Annotated in this window: 17 protein-coding genes; 6 read left to right on the top strand and 11 right to left on the bottom strand. The window is 35.7% G+C overall.

The genetic code is table 11. The features are described 5' to 3' along the window. The 5 genes from IWB64_RS16325 to IWB64_RS16305 form a co-directional block, all read right to left on the bottom strand. Complete coding sequence (locus tag IWB64_RS16325) at positions 1-1095, bottom strand: L-dopachrome tautomerase-related protein (protein ID WP_194535020.1); 1095 nt, start codon at positions 1093-1095, stop codon at positions 1-3. Positions 1096-1141: 46 nt separating this feature from the next. Further along, entirely contained in the window at positions 1142-1594 is a 453-nt protein-coding gene (locus IWB64_RS16320) for a nuclear transport factor 2 family protein (protein WP_194535019.1), read from the bottom strand. Between the two features lie 107 nt (positions 1595-1701). Beyond that, entirely contained in the window at positions 1702-2778 is a 1077-nt protein-coding gene (locus IWB64_RS16315; protein WP_194535018.1) for an L-dopachrome tautomerase-related protein, read from the bottom strand. 23 nt (positions 2779-2801) lie between these two features. Continuing rightward, entirely contained in the window at positions 2802-3200 is a 399-nt protein-coding gene (locus IWB64_RS16310; protein WP_088696681.1) for a DoxX family protein, read from the bottom strand. Between the two features lie 26 nt (positions 3201-3226). Then, positions 3227-4312 (bottom strand): alkene reductase, encoded by a 1086-nt coding sequence (locus tag IWB64_RS16305; RefSeq protein WP_194535017.1) that lies wholly within the window; start codon positions 4310-4312, stop codon positions 3227-3229. Positions 4313-4435: 123 nt separating this feature from the next. Between IWB64_RS16305 and IWB64_RS16300 the strand changes: the two genes are divergently transcribed. After that, a complete protein-coding gene (locus IWB64_RS16300) occupies positions 4436-4810 on the top strand; it encodes a winged helix-turn-helix transcriptional regulator (protein WP_194535016.1) in 375 nt (124 codons plus the stop codon). Between the two features lie 475 nt (positions 4811-5285). Here IWB64_RS16300 and IWB64_RS16295 read toward each other — a convergent pair whose 3' ends face one another. The 6 genes from IWB64_RS16295 to IWB64_RS16270 all read right to left on the bottom strand — a co-directional run bounded on the left by IWB64_RS16295 (position 5286) and on the right by IWB64_RS16270 (position 16792). Beyond that, positions 5286-6023, bottom strand: coding sequence for a DUF5995 family protein (locus IWB64_RS16295; RefSeq protein ID WP_317172003.1), 738 nt, complete (start codon positions 6021-6023; stop codon positions 5286-5288). Between the two features lie 327 nt (positions 6024-6350). Beyond that, on the bottom strand, positions 6351-10724 hold the full coding sequence (locus IWB64_RS16290; protein ID WP_194535014.1) for a DUF7619 domain-containing protein: 4374 nt from the start codon (positions 10722-10724) through the stop codon (positions 6351-6353). A gap of 430 nt (positions 10725-11154) precedes the next feature. Further along, positions 11155-11754: a DUF6642 family protein gene (locus IWB64_RS16285; RefSeq protein ID WP_194535013.1), complete on the bottom strand. Its 600-nt coding sequence runs from the start codon at positions 11752-11754 to the stop codon at positions 11155-11157. Between the two features lie 179 nt (positions 11755-11933). Then, positions 11934-12224, bottom strand: coding sequence for a putative quinol monooxygenase (locus IWB64_RS16280; protein ID WP_194535012.1), 291 nt, complete (start codon positions 12222-12224; stop codon positions 11934-11936). 348 nt (positions 12225-12572) lie between these two features. Beyond that, positions 12573-15206, bottom strand: coding sequence for a sialidase family protein (locus IWB64_RS16275; RefSeq protein ID WP_194535011.1), 2634 nt, complete (start codon positions 15204-15206; stop codon positions 12573-12575). A gap of 245 nt (positions 15207-15451) precedes the next feature. Next, a complete protein-coding gene (locus tag IWB64_RS16270; protein WP_194535010.1) occupies positions 15452-16792 on the bottom strand; it encodes a GAF domain-containing sensor histidine kinase in 1341 nt (446 codons plus the stop codon). A 523-nt stretch (positions 16793-17315) separates the two neighbouring features. On the opposite strand from IWB64_RS16270, the gene IWB64_RS16265 reads away from it, so the two are divergent. The 5 genes from IWB64_RS16265 (at position 17316) to IWB64_RS16245 (ending at position 21872) form a co-directional block, all read left to right on the top strand. Continuing rightward, positions 17316-17732 carry a DUF6789 family protein gene (locus tag IWB64_RS16265; RefSeq protein ID WP_194535009.1) on the top strand — a complete coding sequence of 139 codons (417 nt, stop codon included), beginning with the start codon at positions 17316-17318 and terminating at the stop codon, positions 17730-17732. A gap of 14 nt (positions 17733-17746) precedes the next feature. After that, positions 17747-18481, top strand: coding sequence for a flavodoxin family protein (locus IWB64_RS16260; RefSeq protein WP_194535008.1), 735 nt, complete (start codon positions 17747-17749; stop codon positions 18479-18481). A gap of 49 nt (positions 18482-18530) precedes the next feature. Next, on the top strand, positions 18531-20276 hold the full coding sequence (locus IWB64_RS16255) for a thiamine pyrophosphate-dependent enzyme (protein WP_194535007.1): 1746 nt from the start codon (positions 18531-18533) through the stop codon (positions 20274-20276). A 272-nt stretch (positions 20277-20548) separates the two neighbouring features. Further along, positions 20549-20926: a response regulator gene (locus IWB64_RS16250; RefSeq protein WP_194535006.1), complete on the top strand. Its 378-nt coding sequence runs from the start codon at positions 20549-20551 to the stop codon at positions 20924-20926. 580 nt (positions 20927-21506) lie between these two features. Continuing rightward, positions 21507-21872 carry a hypothetical protein gene (locus tag IWB64_RS16245; protein ID WP_194535005.1) on the top strand — a complete coding sequence of 122 codons (366 nt, stop codon included), beginning with the start codon at positions 21507-21509 and terminating at the stop codon, positions 21870-21872. Positions 21873-21968 lie beyond the last annotated feature (96 nt).

Below are 21968 nucleotides of genomic sequence, written 5' to 3'. Positions count from 1 at the left end.
TTATTTGAATTTTAATTTCAGAATTCTAAAAAATCCATCTGACAACTCCTTGCCATTAGCAAAAGCCGGTGTTTTATGCACTTGACTAGCTGCGATATATAACCAATCTCCTTGTATTCTAACGCTATCCGGCCAATCTAGTAATGGGTCTTTTTTTAAGACACTTAATTTGCCATCTTTTGAAAGGATATCAATACTATAGTTTTGAATATTGGTAAAATAATGATTACCATGCTCATCAGTATCGGCACCATCAGAAAAAGGCTTGTCTGCCAAGACGGAAATCTGTTTAATTATTACAGCATCAGTTGCTCCATTACGAATGTTTTTTGTGGGTAATTGATACCATTTTGTACCATTCATAGCACCATAATACAAGGTTTCTTTATCCGCAGAAATGGTGATGGGGTCTAAAGCGATCCTGGCAGGTTCACCATTTAGGTATTGCACTTTACCATCTATGACCATATCGGTATCTTCAGATTGCATAGTGGGTAGGTCAATAATTTTACGGAATTCATTTTTATTGATATCCACCACAATGATTCCAGGATTAGTTACACAGGCCAGATACACAAAACCGTTTTTATCATCGACCGCTAAATCTTGAACAAAACTGTTGCTTGGAGCCAATTCCTTAGGAATATTGAACCGCATGAGTTCTTTTTTAGAGTCAATATCAAAAGCATATAATCGAGTACGCCCAATACTGAAACCTGCATCAAGAACCCAAAGTCGGTTTTGATTATCAAAGATTAACCCTTGTGGTGTATCAAATGTATCATCAGATGCAGACGCAGTTTTAGGTTGTAATTTTTCACTTGGAAAAGGAACAAAAGTGGTCTTGCTGGTAATCTCAACCAATTTGGTCATATTGGGTCTCATAGGGTGAATTGTGGAAAACACCCTGCCTTCTTTTGAAACCGCCACGTTACCTGGGTTAATATCCATTTCGGCTACTATTTCTAGTGTTCCTATTGGTTTATCTTTTTCTGCTTTCGCCAATTTGTTTTGTTGACTAGACCCCATAAAGAAGCACAGTGAAAAGCTGATTGATAATAGGAGACCTATACTTTTATATTTTATATTTTTCATAATCTATATTTGTGATTAATTAATATGTGCATAGCGTTTCACAGAACTATTGCATGGCATCTACCACGGGTTTGCTATCCACAATCTGTTCAAAATTTATTATTTTTCCGTCCTTAAGTTTCCATATGTGAGACACACGGGCGATAAATGATTTGTTCGTTTTTTTATACGTTCCCGAATAGGTTCCAAAGGCAATGACCTTATCATCACTAGCCACATAATCTTCTACATTGAATTTAAAGCCGGTCCATTCTGCCCCTATTTTGGAAAATATATTGGTAACGACTTCATCATAACCTGTATAGGTGCCCCCATAAGGAAATCCTTTGGCTTCCGTCCAAGTGGCATCTTCCGCTAAATATTTTTGAAGTGTATTGCTATTTTCTTCGTACGTGCTTTTTACGATTTCGAGATTTGAACTATGGTTAACCGTACGCTTTTGGCTGTAACAAGAAAGTGCTGTAAGTGTGATTATTAATAGGATACTAAAATTTTTCATCTGTTTTTAATGTTATGCCCTGCTTTTAATGATTTGAAAAGAAAGACTTGTTAAATTTATTTTAGGTAAAGTGGAACTATTGATGCTTTGTATGTTTGTAATTTGTGTTATCTGTACTTTAATTTTAACACTAGAAAAGGTGCGGTAGACAATTCTACACCTGTAGTAAAGGCAGGTGATTTATTTATTTGATTAGCAGCAATAAACATCCAATCTCCATGTATTCTTATGCTATCCGGCCAATCTAAAAGAGGGTCTTTAATTAATGTAGTAAGCTGCCCATCTTTAGAAAGCATGTCTATGCTATAGTTCTGAATATTGGTAAAATAATGATTGCCATTATCATCTGTAGCAGCACCATCGGAAAACGGTTTTTCGCCAACGAGGGAAACACGTTTTACGAGTTCATCATTCGATTCTCCTTCCCTGATATTTTTGGTGGGTAATTGATACCATGTATAACCATTCATAGGGCCGTAATACAAGGTCTCCCTATCTGCCGAAAGTGTTATGGGGTCTACAGAAATTCGGGCAGGATTGCCCATCCAGGTTTGTACTTTACCATCTATAACAATATCGATATCTTCGGATTGCATACTGGGTATGTCTACAATTTTTCTGTATTCTTTTTTCTTGATGTCAATTACTATAATTACAGCTTTAACAGGGTCTGCCAGGTATACAAATTCGTTTATTTCATCAACAGCAAAATCTTGGAGAAAACTGTCGCTTGGTGCTAACTCTTTAGGAATATCAAAACGCATTAATTCTTCTTTGGTGTCAATATCATAAGCGAAGAGTCTGGTGTACCCTATTTTGAAGCCCAGATCCACCACCCAAAGACGATTTTTGTTATCAAATAACACACCTAGAGGTGCATCAAACTTGGAATCTGATTTGGTGTCTTCTGTAGATTGTAGCTCCTTATTAGGAAAAGGAACATAGCTAGTTTTACCGGTAATCTCCACCAATTGAAATTTGTATGGTCTTAAGGGGTGTATGGTAGAGAACACTCGACCTTCTTTTGAAACCGCTACATTCCCTGGGTTTACATCCATTTCGGCTACAATTTCAAGTGTGCCAATTGCTATTTCTTGGGCTGCTACCTGTACGCTATTGTATAAAAACAGCGAAAATGCCAGCCATAATACGATTCCCTTTTTTTTAATTCTATAATTTTTCATTAGATATATTTTTTTGATTTTAATTAATCCCATTGATGTGTAGATGATACTGCGTATTTTCCACTACCTGTAAATAGTAGTGCCACAGCTCCAAAAGTGTACAATCCTAATAACTCCACACTCCAACCACCATGTTGGGTCAATGTAAAAATCTCTGTTGAGTGTACTAAAAACATGGCGAACAGTGTTCCGAAAATAAAAAGGGCAGCTCCTATACGGGTTCTGTAACCTATAAGTAGTAGTATGGGTGCTATAACTTGGGTAACATAAACGCCGTAAGATAAAAAGTTGGGCAAGCCTCCTTCTAGAAGTTTTTGCTGCACAAAATCTATACTTTGCATTTTACCTATTCCGTGTAATAGCATTAAAAGTCCTACCGAAATGCGGACAATCAATAATCCTAAGTCATTGTTTTTTTTCATGATTTATTTTTAAAAATTCTTTTGTTTTAAGCCGTTACTTTTTCAAGTGTTGGATAATCTGTAAATCCCACTTCAGTAGCTGAATAATGCGTCTGCGGGTCAGAAATCGCAAAATCTTTTCCATCTCTGATTCTTTCCACAAGATCAGGGTTAGCAATAAATGGTCTGCCAAATGCTACTAAATCTCCGTGTTCATTATTTATGGCATCTTCAGCAGTTTCACCATTGAATCCACCGCTAGCTATATAGGTTCCCCCAAATGCATTTTTTACTTTTTCTTTAAGAGTTGATGAAACATGAGGAGCTCCCATAGCTTCGTGATCTACCATATGTAGGTAAGCGATTCCCATATCTTTAAGTGACGATGCCAAATACAGGAAAGCTTCGTCTGTTCCTTCAAATGGTATCATATCATTGTAGATGCCATTAGGGGAAATTCTAATTCCTACCTTTTCTTTACCGATAGCGTTTGCTATTTTTTGTGTTACTTCCAAGGCAAACTTCATTCTTCCTTCCAAAGAGCCGCCGTATTCATCAGTACGAAGGTTGGTATGCGGATTGATAAACTCATCTATAAGAAATCCCGTGCCCGCATGAATTTCTACACCATCAAACCCAGAGGTTATTGCATTTTTGGCGGCTTGTACAAATTCTTCAATTGTATTTTGAATATCATCAGCGGTCATTTCTTTAGCTAAAGGAAAAGGCTGATTACCATTTTGGTCTGTCCACATGGTTCCTTTATGGTATACGGCAGAAGGTGCTAATACCACTGCGTCATCAGGCATATTATCAGGATGTGATGCTCTACCCGTATGCATGAACTGCGCAAATATTCTTGAGCCTTGCTCATGAACCGCTTCTGTTATTTTCTTCCAGCCTTGTATTTGATTTTTATTAAATATTCCAGGTATTCTTGCATAACCAAGTGCATTTGGCGATGGAGCTATTCCTTCTGCTATGATTAAACCCGCGCCAGCTCTTTGCGCATAATATTCTTTCATAAGGTCGTTGGGTATATTATTGATGGCTCTGCACCTTGTCATAGGTGCCATTACCACCCTGTTTTTTAGAGTGATATTTCCTAGTTGATATGTTTCTAATAGTTTCATTAAATTATTTTTTTATATTTGTACTATAGTTTTTATAGTATACAAAATTATGGGTTGTATAGGAGCTGCGCAATAACGATCCAATTGGATAGTTTAACTTTTAAGAAATATTTAAGGAAAAAGATGTACACAATAAACAATAAGGAATACCCTTGTCCGGCAAGCGTAACCATGGGAATCATTGGCGGTAAATGGAAAGTGGTAATGTTATTTCACTTGATTAAAGGGCCATTAAGATATAACGAGTTAAGAAAAAAAATGGACGGAGTTACTGAACGAACGTTAAGTATTCAGTTAAAAAGTATGGAAGACGATGGCATGATTAGCCGAAAAGCTTATAACACAAAGCCACCGTTAAAGGTTGAATATTCATTGACCGAATATGGAAAAACACTCATTCCTCTTATAAATTCTATTGTTGGTTGGGGTAATTTTGTAATTGATAAACACGCAGAAGAACAGTATGATAAAAAGTGTATAGAGGATGTAGAATTGTAGAAGCAAATTGCTATTTGTGGTTAGGTTTTAATATGTGATTATTGCAGAATCCCACTTCATACACATTATCACTTCGCTCCTATCGTCGTTTGGGCAAAGCGTATTCCATTACATTTTTAGAAAAGTTTGTAAAAAGAGAAAAACAAAGAAGATTGAAGAAAATAACGCCAACGCCTTAACCCGCACAAAAAACAATAGGTCTCAAAGACTTATTGCTTTTATACCGTACCAAAGTAATGTTTCATAACGCAAGACATTATAGAGCGGAATTGTTCTATAATCCGACGTTATATAAAATAGCGAGAAGTTATTGTATATCATTAAAATTTACTAATCCTAAAAAATTTAAAATCAACAAATAAAATCGTAATCAACTTTGAATCTTCACATAATTGTCAACACTCATTTAAAATTTAAACCTTACTTCACATATTGGCAAGATTAGCAATTAAATAAACAATAGTTGTAAGGAAATTTATTCTTGTCTCAATTTCAAAATAACCTTTCCCACGTTCTTTTCTTCTAGTCTAGCAATAAGGTTGAGCATGTAGGAGATTATTTTAGATTTGGGCGCTTTTATAAATTCTCCCAAGCTTAAGACTATGAGGTCCATTTTATCAATAGCATCCTTTTGGTGATCTATACCGAGACCCCAAAGTAAATTTGCGTTATGCCATGATAATTCTCGTGCTTTACCTAAACTAAAGTTTATGATTTGTTCATCTGTATTTTGACCAGCTAAATCAAGTAAAAACAATAAGCTAGACACTCTGCTAAGTCGTTCTTGCATTTCATTAACAATGCTGCCGAGAATACCGTTGACTTTATTAAAATCATTTTCAATTTCCGCTATCTCCTTTCCATACATTTCTGCACTAACTGCTAACCCCAAGTCAAGATTAATATGCGTATTAATTCCCATCATTATATGTTGCAGAATGGTTAATGGCTCGTTTTTATTTTTAAAAGCAAATGCCCAAGTTTTACTTATTGGGGTATTATTTTTATAAGCGTAGTAAGCATCTAAATAATAATTAGCGAATGCCACATCAAATTTTTCCATGCGCTCATTGTCCTCAAAGTTTTTAAGTTGGACTTCTTCCAAGATTTGGGCAGTAACCCTTCTATACAAGTAAGCGAAAAAGCCTATGCGGTCGTTATTTGCAATAGCATCTTCTATGATACTATCTAATTGTTGTAAGACTTCTTGTATGGTAGTTGCGCGGTTGATGGTATTTTTAGTTTAGATTATTGGCTGTTAATACTTCTAATTAAGACCATTAAGGTAATAAAATGAAAGTGATGATTCACTAATGATTTCCTCAAAACCTATGTATGGTGCACGCGACAGCTTTCCGCAGCATCAAAATTTACAGACATTGTTATGCCTTTGATGAAGCACTTGTACAAAATCTAACATATATTGAAGGACCGAAAAAAATAATTACACGCAGGATAATTACTTTATTTATCTCCCTCCCCTAGTACGTAATTAAAATTGCTTAGGACTTGATGCTCTTATAATCTATAGAAATTTTAACTACTCTTTAATTATTTTACGAGTAAATGTCTCGTTACGAGTTTCGATTTTTAGAGTATATATTCCAGAAGAAAAACTGTCCATATTGATTTTTACAGCACCACTTACTACTACGGCAGTTTTTCCAAATATTTGTCTACCCTCTGATGTGTACAAAAACAATTGAACATCCTTTATTGAAGAATCTTCTAAAATAACTGTTACATCACCATTTTTTACTGGGTTGGGATATACGGACAATCCTAAAGTAATTAAAAATGTTTCTTCGTAGATACCCTGACATTCCTTATCTGTGCCGACGGTTAGACTATTTTCAATCTTAGAGAGCGGCAATTCGATTTCGTTATCGTCAGTATTATAAATAGTACCGTTTAAATTAACGCTATAATTAACACCACCACTCAAGTTAAGAATGACCGATTTGCCAGAAACATCCATCTTGGAACCTACGGACAAAGATTCGGGTTCAGTAATTGCAACAGAAAAACATTGTTCAAAATTAGGATGTTCAGTATTTGTGATACAAATATCATAGGTTCCCGCTCCTAAGTTTTCAAAATTGACCGAATTACCAAAGGACTTCGAGTTGCTGACCGAATTACCCGTGAGAACTGCGTTGTAGTCATAAGGCAGCTTCGCAATGATATCAACACTTCCGTTATTACTATTTGGGCAAGATGCCCCCGTAGTTTGGATGGTAAAATTATCGGATGGTAAAGAGAATACTAGACAACCATCTGTATCGACCAAACTTCCCAAAGGAGTTTCTAAACATTGGTCGTTTTCATTGGCAATTCCGTCACCATCAATATCATCATCACAGGAATCACCAACACCATCAATGTCAAAATCCGGGCTATTTAATTCTGAAACAACTACTTGAATGTTTTGAGTACAACCGCTGGCGTCTTTAACAGAAGCATCGTATGTTCTAGAAATTAGGTCGCTAAAACTATTGTTCGTGGAATAATTTGTACCATCAAGACTGAATTCATAAGGTGCAACTCCACCAGAACCGTTTACAACAATATTACCATCATTCAATCCTTTGCAGGTAATATCAGATTTATTTACTTCTATGGCTAAAATTGCGGGTTCAGTTATCGTTATAGTATTTCCAAAGCTTTCTTGGGCATCATCATCTATAACCTTGGTAATATAGTTCCCTGCTCCAAGACCATTAAACAAATTGTTGGTTTGATTAGTAAGTACGTTGTAACTTTCATCTAATAATTCATAAGTGTAAGGTGCTTTTCCACCGACCACATCAATTTGAATAGTTGCGTCCTGAGAACCATTGCACGAAACGGTAGAAATTTGTGATGCCGTTACTTGCAAAGGGGCGTTATTCTCACAAACATCGCCAACTCCATTGTTGTTCGAGTCTTCTTGCAGGGGGTTTGCGGTGTTTGGACAATTGTCATTTTCATTTAGTACAGCATCACCATCAATATCTTCATCACATGCATCGTCAATTCCATCGCCATCCAAATCAGTTATGTTTTCTTTTACCCCAATCGTAACTTGTTTATATACCGTACAGCCCTTACTATTTACTACTGCAATTACATGATTACCTTCTGAAAGCCCATCAATTATATTTAAAGATTGGAAATCCGCACCGCTAAGACCATAATTAAACGGACCGTCGTCTCCCATTACAGTTATCTCAACTTTACCATTTGTAGCACCGTTACAGCTTACGCCGGTGACACTTGTTGATACTTTAAAAATTTCAGGGTTTTCAATATTTATGTATGCGATGTGTTCGTCACCATAATCATCAATTACTTTGGTCGTGTAAAACCCAGCCTTTATGTTTTCAAATAAATTGCTAGTCTGAGTGGTTGTTGGGTTTCCATAAGCATCCAATAAGTGATAGGTGTATGGTTCTTTACCACCTGCTGCCTGCACTTGAATAATACCATCACTCTGGTATGGACAAGAAATAGGTTGAAACTCTACTATTACAGAATTCAATGGTAACGGATCATCAATAAATTCTGTAGTTGCCGTATTTGTAATGATAGGTGGATTGAAATCAAAATAAATATTTGCCAGACTCTCTATCTTATCTCCAATTGAGATATCATTTTTTGGTTTTATTTTAAAGGAAATGTAACCATGGCTTTCCGGTTCGTTGGATTCACTATCCGGCAGAAAAATGTTTTCAAAGAAAAATTCTACATCTTTACCGTTCGTAATTGTGGTTACATTAGAGTGACTAGAAGAAATTGGAACAAAAGTGTTCCAATCTAAGTTTGCGTCTAATTCATGATTAACTCTAACGTTTATGGCAGATGCAGTACCTGTATTTTGAAATCGAATCAAATAGGTCAAATATTCGTCAGCATCTCTAATGAAAATGGAATCGCCCTCTATGATTCTAATATCATTTGGATCGTAAGAACCAATAACAATTTCACGAAGCGTAAAATCATTATCCGGCCATGTAGCATCACCATTTTTAGGGTCAATGCTGGCCTTAAATGTTAAAACATCGAAAAGATTGACCTCGGGAATAGTAGGTATGTTAAAATCCAAAGCCACTTTTCTAGACTCCAAAGGAAGTAGTTGATCGTATAGAAATGTTATGGCGTTTTGCGTTTGAGTTTCAATGGCGGTATCTGCACCTAAAAATTGTAATCGATTATCAAATTCAAAATCAACAGATCCGTCTAAAATTGTTGTACCTGCATTAGTATAAATCAATTCGTAAGAAACATCAAAACCAGGTCTAGGCTCATTTAGCGGCACAATCCTGACATTTAAATCATTTATGGTTTGATTCTTTGTAAAACAGAGGTCAATTTGTTGAGTATTGCCTATACCTGTGAAACTAGTTGTTTCACTTTCTGGATTAGTTGAAAACCAATCATTATAATAGGGTTCAACCGAAACTTCATAATTTCCCTCATCAACAAAAAGTTGATAATATCCGTTACTCAAAGTATACGTGACATAACTATTATCGCCATTTGTTGCAACCACTTTATACTTTGCTATGGCTTTATCAGTATCGCTACAACCATTTTCATCAAAATCGAGTTGTACCTTACCTTTGATTTCATTTTTTTGTTGGCCTAAATTCTTGTGCAGAACAATAGAAAAATCATCTCTATAAAAACTATCATTTGAGTGTACCGTTAATATATCTATTAGACCATCTTCATTTATATCGCCTACAGCTGTAGCCTTTGGGTCTCTAAACCTAATGTTGTCACTCCAATTATCATTTGTAAAAGATTCAATAAAATGGTTCTGTAAAATCCCGAAATTACCAAAACCATCAAGGTTTTCAAACCATGCATAACCATAGTTATAAATAGATTCTCCATTTATAAAATCTTGTTTTTCGGTACTTCCATAAATATCCAGATCGCCATCACCATCTATATCAACAGCAAGCGTACTATTAAATTTTGAAACGGTAGTACTTTCTGAAGCCTCTATATATTTGATGGAACTAAAACTACCTATACCATCGTTTTCAAGCCAGCCTATTCTTTTACCGGTATTAAAAAGAATATCCAAATCACCATCATTATCTATATCTGGAGCGGTTAGGTTGTATAAACCTAAATTTACACCATAACTATCCCCAATGTTTGATATGATAACATTACCATCATTAAAATTGCCCTGACCATCTAAATTTTCATACCACAAAAGTCTTTCATAATTCAAACTAGATGGGCTATCGGAAACTGAAATTGTTGCCAACACATCTAAGTCACCATCTCCATCAAAATCTTCCAACATCATATTTGAATTGGAAAGCATACTATCATTTATGGTAATCTCCGATACACTATTTGACGTATCAAAACCATCGTTGCTTTTAAACCATGCAATTTCTATTGTTGAATTACCACTATTTTGACCACTAGCAGCTACTATGTCCATTTTTAAATCACCGTCTATATCTCCAACGGCGATTTTATAGTAACGACAAGAAGGTTTTTGAAAGATTGTTTTCTGCTCAGAAAAGCCATCAGACCCGTTTATATTTTTATACCAGAAAATACTAGACCCATTGACAAAAGGAGCTATCAAATCTTTATCCCCATCCAAATCTAAATCTTGAAATAATAATGGATTTCCACTAGTAAATGGAATAATTTCTTTTGAAGGACCGAATGTGCCATTTCCATCAATATTTTCAAACCATACCACCGGTTTTAAGTTATCATTTTTTGATGTAACCAAAATATCTAGATCACCATCTGAATCAATATCTTCCAAGAAAGCATCATGAAAACTTGTTCCAGAACCCTCATTAACGCTAAACAAAAGACCCTCTTGAAACTCTATTTGTGCAGATAAGCTAAATGAAATAAACAAAAACAGGAAAGATAGTAGTCGTATTTCCATAAGGTTTATGGTATGAAAGTTTGGTAGGTAGCAATTGCGGTTTTTTAACATATCCTTTTCAAAACGAAAATGTTAAAGGTTTATTTTAATAATTTTTGTAACACCATCAAAGTTCGATCAACTACCAAAGTGCTGAACTTTAGCAATTATTCTTTACTTGAATGAAAGTGCGGAAAATTTAAAAAAGGAATATATATTATTGGAGCTATTGCATAATTATTTACCACTCACACTTCACTTCCCTCCTAACGTCGGGTTATTTAATGAGTGTTTAGTCATTGCTTGTTTATTGTTTTTTAAGGCATTCATGAATCATAAATGAAGTTTCGCTATCGCTTAAGTTCATTCTTCGATTTCATAACCTTTAACAAAAAAAATAAAAAAGAAAAAGAATCAATGAAGATTGATTTCATATTGTAGCTATCAAGCTTCAATAATACAATCTAAAATCTAGTAATTTGCAGACATTGTAATGCCTTTGATGAAGCTCTTCTACAACATCTAACATATCATCGTCTTCTTTAAATAAGTTAAAGAATGCCTTGTCAAGGTTAGCGCTACTTACTCCGTTATATGCATTGCCGTAGCCAGAAATAGCTTTTGCATTAGTGATATCCAAAAAATATTGAGCTTCCTCTTCGTCTAAATCTAGGATTTTTGCATTTGAGAAATGTAAAATTTTTCCTTTTAACCGTCCCTCAAAAATTTCTGCTATTTCTTGTAAACTGTAGTAGTAGTCGTTTAAGCAAATACTATTGGCTTCGCCTGACATAACCAAGTAGATAATTTCATAGTCTTTAAAATTATGATCATCCAAGACCAAAGCATTTAAGCTATCTTCTAATCCTTCAATGGTATCGCAGGTTTTATAAATGCTTGCTATACCATATTTCATGGCCAATTGCACCAAATTTTCTTGTGCTTCGGTAACTTGGTCCGTTTCTATATCTTGAACGCCTTCTAAACAATAAATGAAATTATCTGCATCTATAAATTGTTCTTGGGGTACTTGTTGTCTTTTCTCTAGCAATATTCTGAAATTATATGAACCACAAAATTACGGTAACTCTTTTATTCTTTTTAGCGTTTTCAAATAAAATACAAGTCCATAAACTTGGGTCTTCCTCCTGTCTTTGGTCAGTTAATATGAATTTGTTTTATAAAACAAAAACGCACTTTATAATTTTATAAAGTGCGCTTAGATTATTATTAGCCAATAACAGTCATTTCGTTTAATTCGAAATCTTCAACAGCACCATCCGTAGCTTTCATATATTCAGCTAAATGACTATTGCCCATATGATCTTGCCATAGTTCGCGACTTTCCCAGTTTTCATGAAATAAGAATACATTTGGATTCTCATTGTCTTGATGCAAGACATAATTTATACATCCTTTTTCTGCTCTAGTTATAGGGATTAGTTTTAAAAGTTCTGCTAGTACAAAATCTCTTTTTTCTTCTTTAACTAAAATTTTAGCTACAACGGTTAATTGACTCATAATCTATTGTTGTTTTATATGATTTTTTAATTTACTAATTCTGTTCTGGTTACTACATACAAATATATATCCTTAAATAGTAAGCACTAACATAACCAATGGGTATTAACATTTTACGAGGTTTCTCATAGCTGTTTCATCACATTTAAACTAACTGTAGGTGATTCCGCTTTAAAAATAGATTAAAATATAGCTTTTGAAAGCTCAAAAAACTTTTAGAAGTAGAATTGAAAGAAGGAGAAACAATAATTGCTTTGCGCAAGGCATTATTAGGAATACACTTTGATTTTGAGGCAAACCTCGGAGCATTTAGTCTCGATTATGGAGTAAATTAGTTTTAGTGAAATTTTATGGATTTGGGGCATCGTTTTCTGAAACCAACATTCCTTTACCTGCGGTTACCAAAACAATATATTCTGCTGATACATCTATATCCGTAACAGGTGGTACTACTCTTTTTATCGTATTGTCGGCAATATCTATCCAGTCATTGTCATTAGTTTCTGGTTTTTCATTTCTATATAGAGCAGTATCTTCCTTATTCACATTTTCAGGTTCTGCAAAAACCAAAAGGCGACCATACGGGTCTAAAGCAATAGCTCCAGGGTTATCTGTTGGAACAGATAAATTAGTGGTGGCATTGGAAGTAGATGCATCATCCATTCTCAGTACCACCAATGGCGTTGCAATATACAAACGATCATTTGCCTTATCAAAAGCTAAATATCCCTGGTCTTCACCTGCAGGAGTTGCTAGAATTTGTATCCAGTTTTCACCGTAGTCCGTACTTTTCCAAACACCTGTTTTACGATCATAAACAAAAATGGTAGACCCGCCATTGGATACAACGGAGCAACGTAATCGTCCATTATCTTGAGCACCCATAAATGCCGTAGTTCTTGTATTCCAATTACTCCAACTTCCATTCGTTCGGTCTACGGTTCTAATGCCGCCATTGTCTATTGCCGCAACCAAGCGTTCGGTTCCATCTATCAGATTAATCCATTCCACACCAACGATTCTCTTGGGTGCCGCAGGATTATTTACTTCAATAAGTTCGGGAGACGATGGTGTCTCAGGAGAAGAAGCTACTGCCAATTTTCCTCCATCTGTATTATTATCTCGTTCGCCATCACCAAAAGCTAATTCAGAGCCGTCGGGCGAAAATGTGAGTCCATGGCCTACGGTTACATTGCCTAAGCCAACCGCTTTCCATTCTGACCCTCCATCAATGGACAAGACCACATCATGATCTACGTTACCAGCAGCAATAACACCAGTTGAGTTAATTTCTACATCTCTAAAGGTGAGTATTTGAAACCCGTTTGCAGGTCTCCAGGTAGCTCCTGCATCTACAGTTGTCCAAATGGCAGAAGTGGCACATACTACCCATGCATCTGGGTCATGCGGAGAAATTTGAATGGTTGCTATATCGCAATTTGAGCCTCCTAAAGCCCAACTTCCATGGGTTTCAAAAACAATCAAATTATTATTGCTTCCCCAAGGATTGATTGCTACACCAGATGATGTAGTATTCGTCCAAGTGGAACCGCTATCCTCCGACATCCATATATCACCATCACCCTCTGCAGTACCTACTACGATTCTATCTGTATCCCATGTTCCTTCAACACCATGAACAGCGGTAGACATTACAGATGTTCCAATAGGTCCTGTGATATCACTTAAATTATTGTTCGAGGGCACAAATCTTCTAAGTCCAAATGCTCCACAAGCCAAGTACATTCTATTTCCAAGAACTACAATGGACTCTACAACGTCTGGAATACCGGAAACTTTACTTGCTGATGGATTTCCATCTAGGTTATTAATTTGCCAGAGACCTTTATTCTCTATGGAAGAATCATCTCCCCACAAACCAACATAAACGGTATTAGGGTCCTCTGGAGACATTGCCATGGCACGTACAAAAACATTACCATTAAAAACATCTAATTTGCTCCAGCTAGTTCTGTTGTTTGTGGAAATCCATACGCCATCTTTGTAGGTTCCAGCAACCCAAGTGGAACCACTTACCCACTGAATTAAACTAGGGTCTGTGGATCGTGGTCTACCCGTAGGTAAAGGTGCATTACTGTTTTGAGCAGAAAAAGAAATATTGGAAGAATCGTGATGCCATGTATCGCCTCCGTTTGTTGAGGAAATCACTTCACCACCAGTACCTTTAAAACCAGTGCCACCAACGATTACCGTACTACCATTGACATTAACCGCATTTAGCGCAGCAATTTTTTGATGCGATTCTTCATATCCAAGTCCGCGACCAACTGATTCAAAGTCTTTACCATAATTTGTTGATCTACCGGTTCCACCAATATCGGAGCCATAATATAATTTGCCTTGCACATTAGGGTCCCAGGTTACTACATTAGGGTATCCCCCACCAACAGGACCAGCTTGTCTAAAACTAATAATACCACCTAAATTGGTATCATCATCAGCATTATCATTAATGCCATCATTATCACTATCGGTACCATTGTCGTCCACGCCATCACCGTCAACATCCACATCTGATCCATCGGCAATTCCATCATCATCGGTATCGGGGTCGTTAGGGTCCGGATCTAAATTATCCTCTAATTCGTCATCATCATTATCTGTTGGATCAAGTACATTATCATCAATACCATCTGCATCGGAATCCGTTCCTCCGGTTTCATCTACATCAGAGACATCATTTATGCCATCGCCATCGGAATCTGTACCATTATCGTTTGTACCATCACCATCTGGGTCTACGTCCATTCCATCAGGAATACCATCACCATCACTATCTGAATTGAATGGATTAGGGTCTAAATCATCTGCTAAACCATCGTTATCTTGAAGGACGGTCGTAGTTTCATTTACATATGCGGCAGATTCTAAATCTACATCCTTTTTACAGGCTGAAAATATAGCAGTGCTAATAAATAGGATTAAAAATGTACTTTTTAATGATGTTGAATGTGGTGTCATGCTTAGATTTAAAAGGATAACCAATACTATTAATTATCTATATTAATCTAACGGCCTTGTTTTTAGTTTATTATTAAACTGTTTAGCTATATAAAGTGGGCATAATGCTACTATTTGTCATATGCTGAAGTTTTAGCTAAGAAATTCGGAATTTTGTTATCTTTTGTCTGCTTTTAATACTCTTAAGTCATTACTCCCTTGCCTTAAAGTAGTTGTCTTAAAATCAGTTTAGCAATTCACTTCTGCTAAGTCTTCAAAAGCGTAAAATAAAACGTAGTACCTACGCCCTCTTCACTTTCTAACCAAATGGAACCGTTATAATATTTAATAATTCTTTTAACGATAGATAGCCCTATACCGGAAGAAGAACCGGTACTCTCTAATTTGGTAAAAATTTTAAATATCCGTTCAAAATAAGCGGCTTTGATCCCAATACCATTATCCCTTACAAAAAACTCATAATGGTCACCTTTATCCGTATAGCCCACTTCTACCCTTCCCTGCTCCTCCTTACCATAGTTTATGGAATTTTGGATTAGATTTTGAAAAACTTGTTTAAATCGCCACGTGTTTCCAAACAAACTTGGTAGGTTTTCTTGAACCTTAATTTCTACATGGCCTGGGACTAAAATGGTTTCTAGAACCTCTTCAATTAAAACATTAAAATCTACTTGCTTGTCTTCAGATTCAATTTTATCAATCGTTGAATAATCTAAAATTCCCTTTATTAAAAAGTTCATCTTTTCGACATTAAACAATGCTTGGTGCAAAGGTTGCATGGTATCTTCATCTATAGCATCTGCATTGTCATCTATAAACCAGCTCACCAAGGTGTGAATATTTATGAGCGGTGCTTTTAAATCATGAGATACCACATGAGCATATTCATTTAATTCTTCATTCTGGAGCGATAAGTTTTTTAGTAATTCTTCCTTTTTCTTCTCTTGCTCCTTTATGCGTTCTTCGCTCTCTTTTCGCTGTATGACATTAACCAACATATTGGCATAAACAAAAAGGATATCCTTTTCATTATCATCATACTTATTAATTTTTTTAACTGAATCAAAACCTATAAAACCAATCAGCTCGTTGTTCTTAATTTTCGGAATGGTAATCAAGCTTTTTATGCCCTGTGGTTCTAAAACCGCACGTAAACCATGTTCCCCGTCTTCTGGTAATGTACTTACATCTTCCACAAAGAATGGTTCCCCCTTTTTGTGTGCTTCTATCCACTGCGGAATATAATCTACGGGAATGTCCTGCAAATTATCTATTTCCGGTTCTATGCCTTCAGAACACCATTCATAGGTGTTAGAAGTGGTATTGTTTACAAAATCATAGGAGAAAATATAGCTTCGGTCAGATTCTACAAACGCCCCTATTTGCTGCAAGGAGGCCCTAACTAGCTTATCTATATCCGATAAATCCGAATTAATGTACTTAGTAGAAATACTAATTAAGAGGTCTTGAAAACGCAGTTGCCTTTCAATGATTTTATCTTTTTCTTTCTGATTAAAATCGGTACTGTTATCACTTTCATTCGTTTTTGAAAGTTGATTTTTATCCTGTAGGTCTTTTTTATTCATTCTGGTTTTCCTGATTTAAGATAAATGGGGACTCTTTTACCTCGTAGTTAGTGGTTACTTATCAAGGCATAAAAAACGTGTTACGTTACTTGATGTAATAAAAATAGGTATTTTTTGCACTAAAGCAGCATTAAAGCTGAAAACCGATAAAACGAAAATTGGCTGGTATTGAATTTTGTTATACTCTGTTTTATAGCTGCTCAATTTATATCATATAATAATTAGTATTCGGGAATTTAACCCATATGCTTGTTTCCCAAAAATCATTGGCTTAAAAATCTGCGTTAATATTAGTTTTGATTGGGTTAAGCGTCAGGTAGCATAACATATACCTTGCGTATCACTGTAGAATACCATCTAATTTTTTCGTTCATAGAGGTTTCCTATTTTAATTACAGCCCATCTCCAAGAGCTACCTATACTATCTATTGCTAAAGAACAGGTTATAATCATAGCCAAACCTTCTGGACTATATTGGTCTCAGCATATTGAAAAAAGAGTTTTAACAATCTAATATTATACTATGAATAACAACATTACAAAGTATTTCTTAGCAGGAATAGTAGGAACAATAGTCATGACTTTTATTATGATAATGGCGCCTAATTTGGGCATGCCCGAGATGGCTCCTTGGAAATTATTATCTGGCGCAATGGGCGTACCAATTATAGTTGGCTGGATTATGCACTTTATGATGGGGATTCTTTTTGCACTGGGCTACGGATTTGTTTTTGCGCCTAATGTACACATCAAAAATATTTGGTTAAAAGGGGTCGCTTTTGGTATTGCTGCTCTAGTTATTGCTCAAATAGGAATGCAAGTAATGGGTATGATGTTCAAAATGCCACCAATGGATGGCTCTATGCAAATGCGATTAGTAGCCATGCTTATTGGTCACATTGTATTTGGTGTAGTTACGGTAAAAATAATAGGAAAATAATAGCACAGAGAATTATGAAAAAAATAGACTTCAGTACGTTAAAAGCAGTATTTGTAAACTGTACATTAAAAAAATCGCCTTCAAAAAGCCACACACGCAATCTAATGGATGTATCCGTTAAAATCATGAAATCTGAAGGGGTTGATGTAGAAATATTACGCCTAGCGGATTATGATATTCCGGTTGGTGTGCAACCAGATATGACAAAGGAAGGCTATGATAAAGATGATTGGCCCGGTATTTATGCTAAAATTATGGCGGCGGATATCTTGGTTATAGGTACTCCCATTTGGTTGGGCGAACGTTCATCAGTAGCATCAAAACTTATTGAACGGTTATATGCCATGAGTGGCTACCAGAATGACAAAGGGCAATATGTGTATTACGGTAAAGCTGGAGGTTGTATTGTTACCGGAAATGAAGATGGTGTAAAGCATTGCTCTATGGGCATGTTATATGCGCTACAACATTTAGGATATACTATTCCGCCACAAGCAGATGCCGGTTGGATCGGAAAAGTGGGTCCTGGACCTAGTTATGGTGATACCGAATGGAATGGCGATAGTATACACCCGCCAGTAGGTTTTGATTCAGAATTCACAAACCGGAACACCACTTTTATGAGCTATAACTTAATGCATCTGGCAAAAATGCTAAAAGAGAACAGTGGGTATTCTGCCTATGGGAATTCTAGAAAAGAATGGGATGACGGTACACGGTGGAATTTTGAAAATCCTGAATATAGATAGAAAACGGATGCCCTTGATCATCTAATTTAAAAACATAAAGAGAACTATTATGAGCAAAAATGTATCAGAACAATTATTGGATATTTTAGAAAGTGTTGGTGTAGAAAAAGTATATGGAGTTACAGGTGATGCCCTTAACTTTTTTGTAAAAGCAATAGAACAAAGGGATACTGTGGATTGGATAGGAATGAAGCACGAAGGAAATGCCTCTTTTGCAGCTTTTGGACATAGCCAGACCACAGGTAATTTAGCGGTCTGCGCCGGAACGGTAGGTCCTGGAGCACTACATTTAATAAACGGACTTTATAATGCTAAAAAAGAGCGCACTCCGGTTATTGCTATAACAGGTCAAATCAATCAAAAGCAACAGGGAACTAGTTTCTTTCAAGAAGTAGATTTGAAAAAGGTCTTTGATGATGTTTGTGATTATCAGGCAATTATTGAAACTCCTGAGCAAGCCCCAATGGTCATACAACGCGCCATTAAAATTGCTATGGCCAATAATGCCGTTTGTAGAATTGAGTTGCCAGCAAATGTAGCTGAAATGAAAGCCGATAATCAGCAATTTGTACATCCTATTAAGCAATATGTTTCTCGTTTGGTTCCAGAGGAATCTGTAGTTGTGGAAGCTGCCCAGCTTTTAAATGGTGCCAAAACCGTAGGTATTTTAGCTGGTGATGGATGTCGGGAAAGTAGAGCTGCGGTAATTGAATTATCGAAAAAGCTGAATGCGCCTATAACTCATAGTCTACGTGCCAGTGATATTTTTGACCACGATACAGATAACGTAGTAGGATTGACGGGATTAATAGGAAACCCATCTGGTTACAATGCTGTCATGAAGTGCGATTTGCTATTGATGCTAGGGACCGATTTTCCTTATATTGACTTCCTTCCCCATGATACAAAAACGATACAAGTAGATATCCGACAGGAAAATATAGGTAATAGAACATCTGTATCTCTTGGAGTTTGGAGTGATATCTCATCATTCTTAGAAATCCTAAATCCAAAAATTGAACAGAAAGAGGATACCGGTTTTGTTACTAAGCTAAGAAATAGTTTTGAAGACTGGAGAAAGAATATGAAGGAACAAGCTTCTCCTACTCGTGAGAATGAACCTTTACACCCTCAGATTTTTGCAGATTTAGTAAATGAATATGCTTCCAATGATGCTATTTTTACTGTAGAAACAGGAACATCGGCAATATGGGCGGCTCACCATATATCTTTTCATAGCCAAAGACGCTTGATTGGGTCTTTTAATCACGGTTCTATGGCGGTGGGCTTGCCTTCTGCAATTGGAGCACAAATGGCCAATCCTAAGAAAGAAATTTGGTGTTTAAGTGGTGATGGTGCTTTTAATATGGCGATGCAAGATTTTATTACGGCCGTTAAATATGAACTCCCCATAAAAGTGCTCATCTTCAATAATTCTGAATTAAGCTTTGTAAAACTAGAAATGGAACAAGTAGGCTTAGCCGCTAGTTTAGACGCATTGCATGAAACCAATGTCAATTTTGCAGAGTATGCTAAATTATGTGGCGGAGATGGTGTACGTGTAGAACATGCCAAAGATATTGATGCTGCAGTACTACAGGCTAGAAATAGTAAAAAACCATTTATTATAGATGCTGTAGTTAGTAGCGGTGCTTTATCCCTACCTCCGCATATTGGTATAAAACAAGCTATAGGTTTTGGAACTTCTAAATTAAAAGAAGTTGGGCAAGTTATTAGTGGAGATAAAACCCAATGGGAGAATATGAAAAAGGAGCTACAATCATACTTTGATTAAGGTTGAAACAATATAGCAGTTTAGATAATAGTTTACTACCCATGATATCAAGATTCTTTATACCTGAATTTTTAGGGTGTAAAGAATCTTTTTTTGTTGCACATTGTTGTTGGTGTTGAATTCCTATTGATATAAATTCCCGCTGATGTACAGCTCTTTAAAGAGGCATTTCAACATATGAAGATAGTTTTCTGGCTATACATCCGAATTAATTTTTCATGAAGAGTTAATAGGGTAATTTGCACTCCTCAAACCCCAAATTTGACTTTTTTATGAGACTTGAATTAATTATTGTTGATGACTCTACATTATGGCTGTCATTAGCTGAAAAACTAGCCATAACACACCCATTAGTGCGCAGTGTACTCACTTTTGAAGATTCCTACGATGCATGGGTACACATACAAATAGCTAAGCCGCAAGTTGTTATGTCCGATATAGAAATGCCAGGTATGAACGGACTTTCTTTTCTTGAAATGTTCGGTAATCGCATGCCATTTATATCAAGTTCTACAAAACAGGATTTTGAAGCAGTGGCCAGGGAACTTGGCTGTGTAGATTTTATTAGTAAACCTTTTACGAAAAGTGAGTTTCATAAATCTATAGATTTAGTTTACAATAAGATTTATGGGAGAAAAGTTAATGTATAAATATTGACCTTGTGTGAGCCACGAATCACCTCGTATTTTCATTCTTCATATTTGTCCAAGTATAGCATTTTTCAATAAAGCCTATTTCCGCACATAAATAATTTAGTTAAAATAAAGGAAGCAGCACCACCCGCTTCTTGCTACCACATAAACGAAAGAGAATACTTTTATTTCAATTCAGATTCATGCTTGTATAGCTTATTTAATCTAGTCTTTCGCTATTAATTTGTTCATTAGTATTGGCTGAACAAGAAAACGCTGTTTTTTTAATTTCTGTTTGTACTTTTTTTATAATATAAGGTTCAAATGGCATCAATTATTACTTCTAAATTCATTTATCGCCCTTAAGTTTTTTTCTTTAAACCACCTATTTTAATTACTCCCCAAAATTAATAGTACCATTTGTGATAATTTAGTTTGAGAAGCAAGCAATTGCCGAAAACAAAGCTAGCGTCTTTAGCACGTTTTTGAAATGTAATATATGCTTTTAAGGTTATTTAAAAAATCGTATGAGCAAGTAGAATACTGTCCAATTCCTAACTTTAATCTGTATTACAAACATAAATTTAAAACGTTTCAGATGATTACAGAAAATAAAAGGTTAGATAAAGACAAACCCTATGGAGGCTTAGAAAATGATGTTCCTCAAAATCATGGTGTAAGTCAGGAAGAGTATATTAAAGAAACCAATGAAAAATCAGGTGAAAAAATTGGAAAACCCGTTAATAATGGCGGAGTAAATACAATGGAGTATAACCCACAGTTAGAAGAACAATGGCTGGCAGTTCGTGATGAATATCTTTCTCATTACCCAGATTTGGAAGTTGAAGACACCGTGTATAAGAAAGGAAGTTTTTACTCCATAATTGATAGTATAGCAGAAAGTAGAAAAAGTACACCAAAAGAGATTCATGATGAAATTATGGGCTGGCCCACAACTGGGTAAAAGCATATGTAAATAATAAGTACTTGGTAGTTGTTCTTAATAAGAGCTTACTATTATTTCCTATTAGCTCCAAAGCCTTATATTGAGCTGTAAATT

It is taken from the genome of Zobellia nedashkovskayae (genome assembly GCF_015330125.1).
Taxonomy (GTDB): domain Bacteria; phylum Bacteroidota; class Bacteroidia; order Flavobacteriales; family Flavobacteriaceae; genus Zobellia; species Zobellia nedashkovskayae.
The sequence above is the reverse complement of the archived record's forward strand: the minus strand, read 5'-3'. Positions and strand labels throughout refer to the sequence as shown.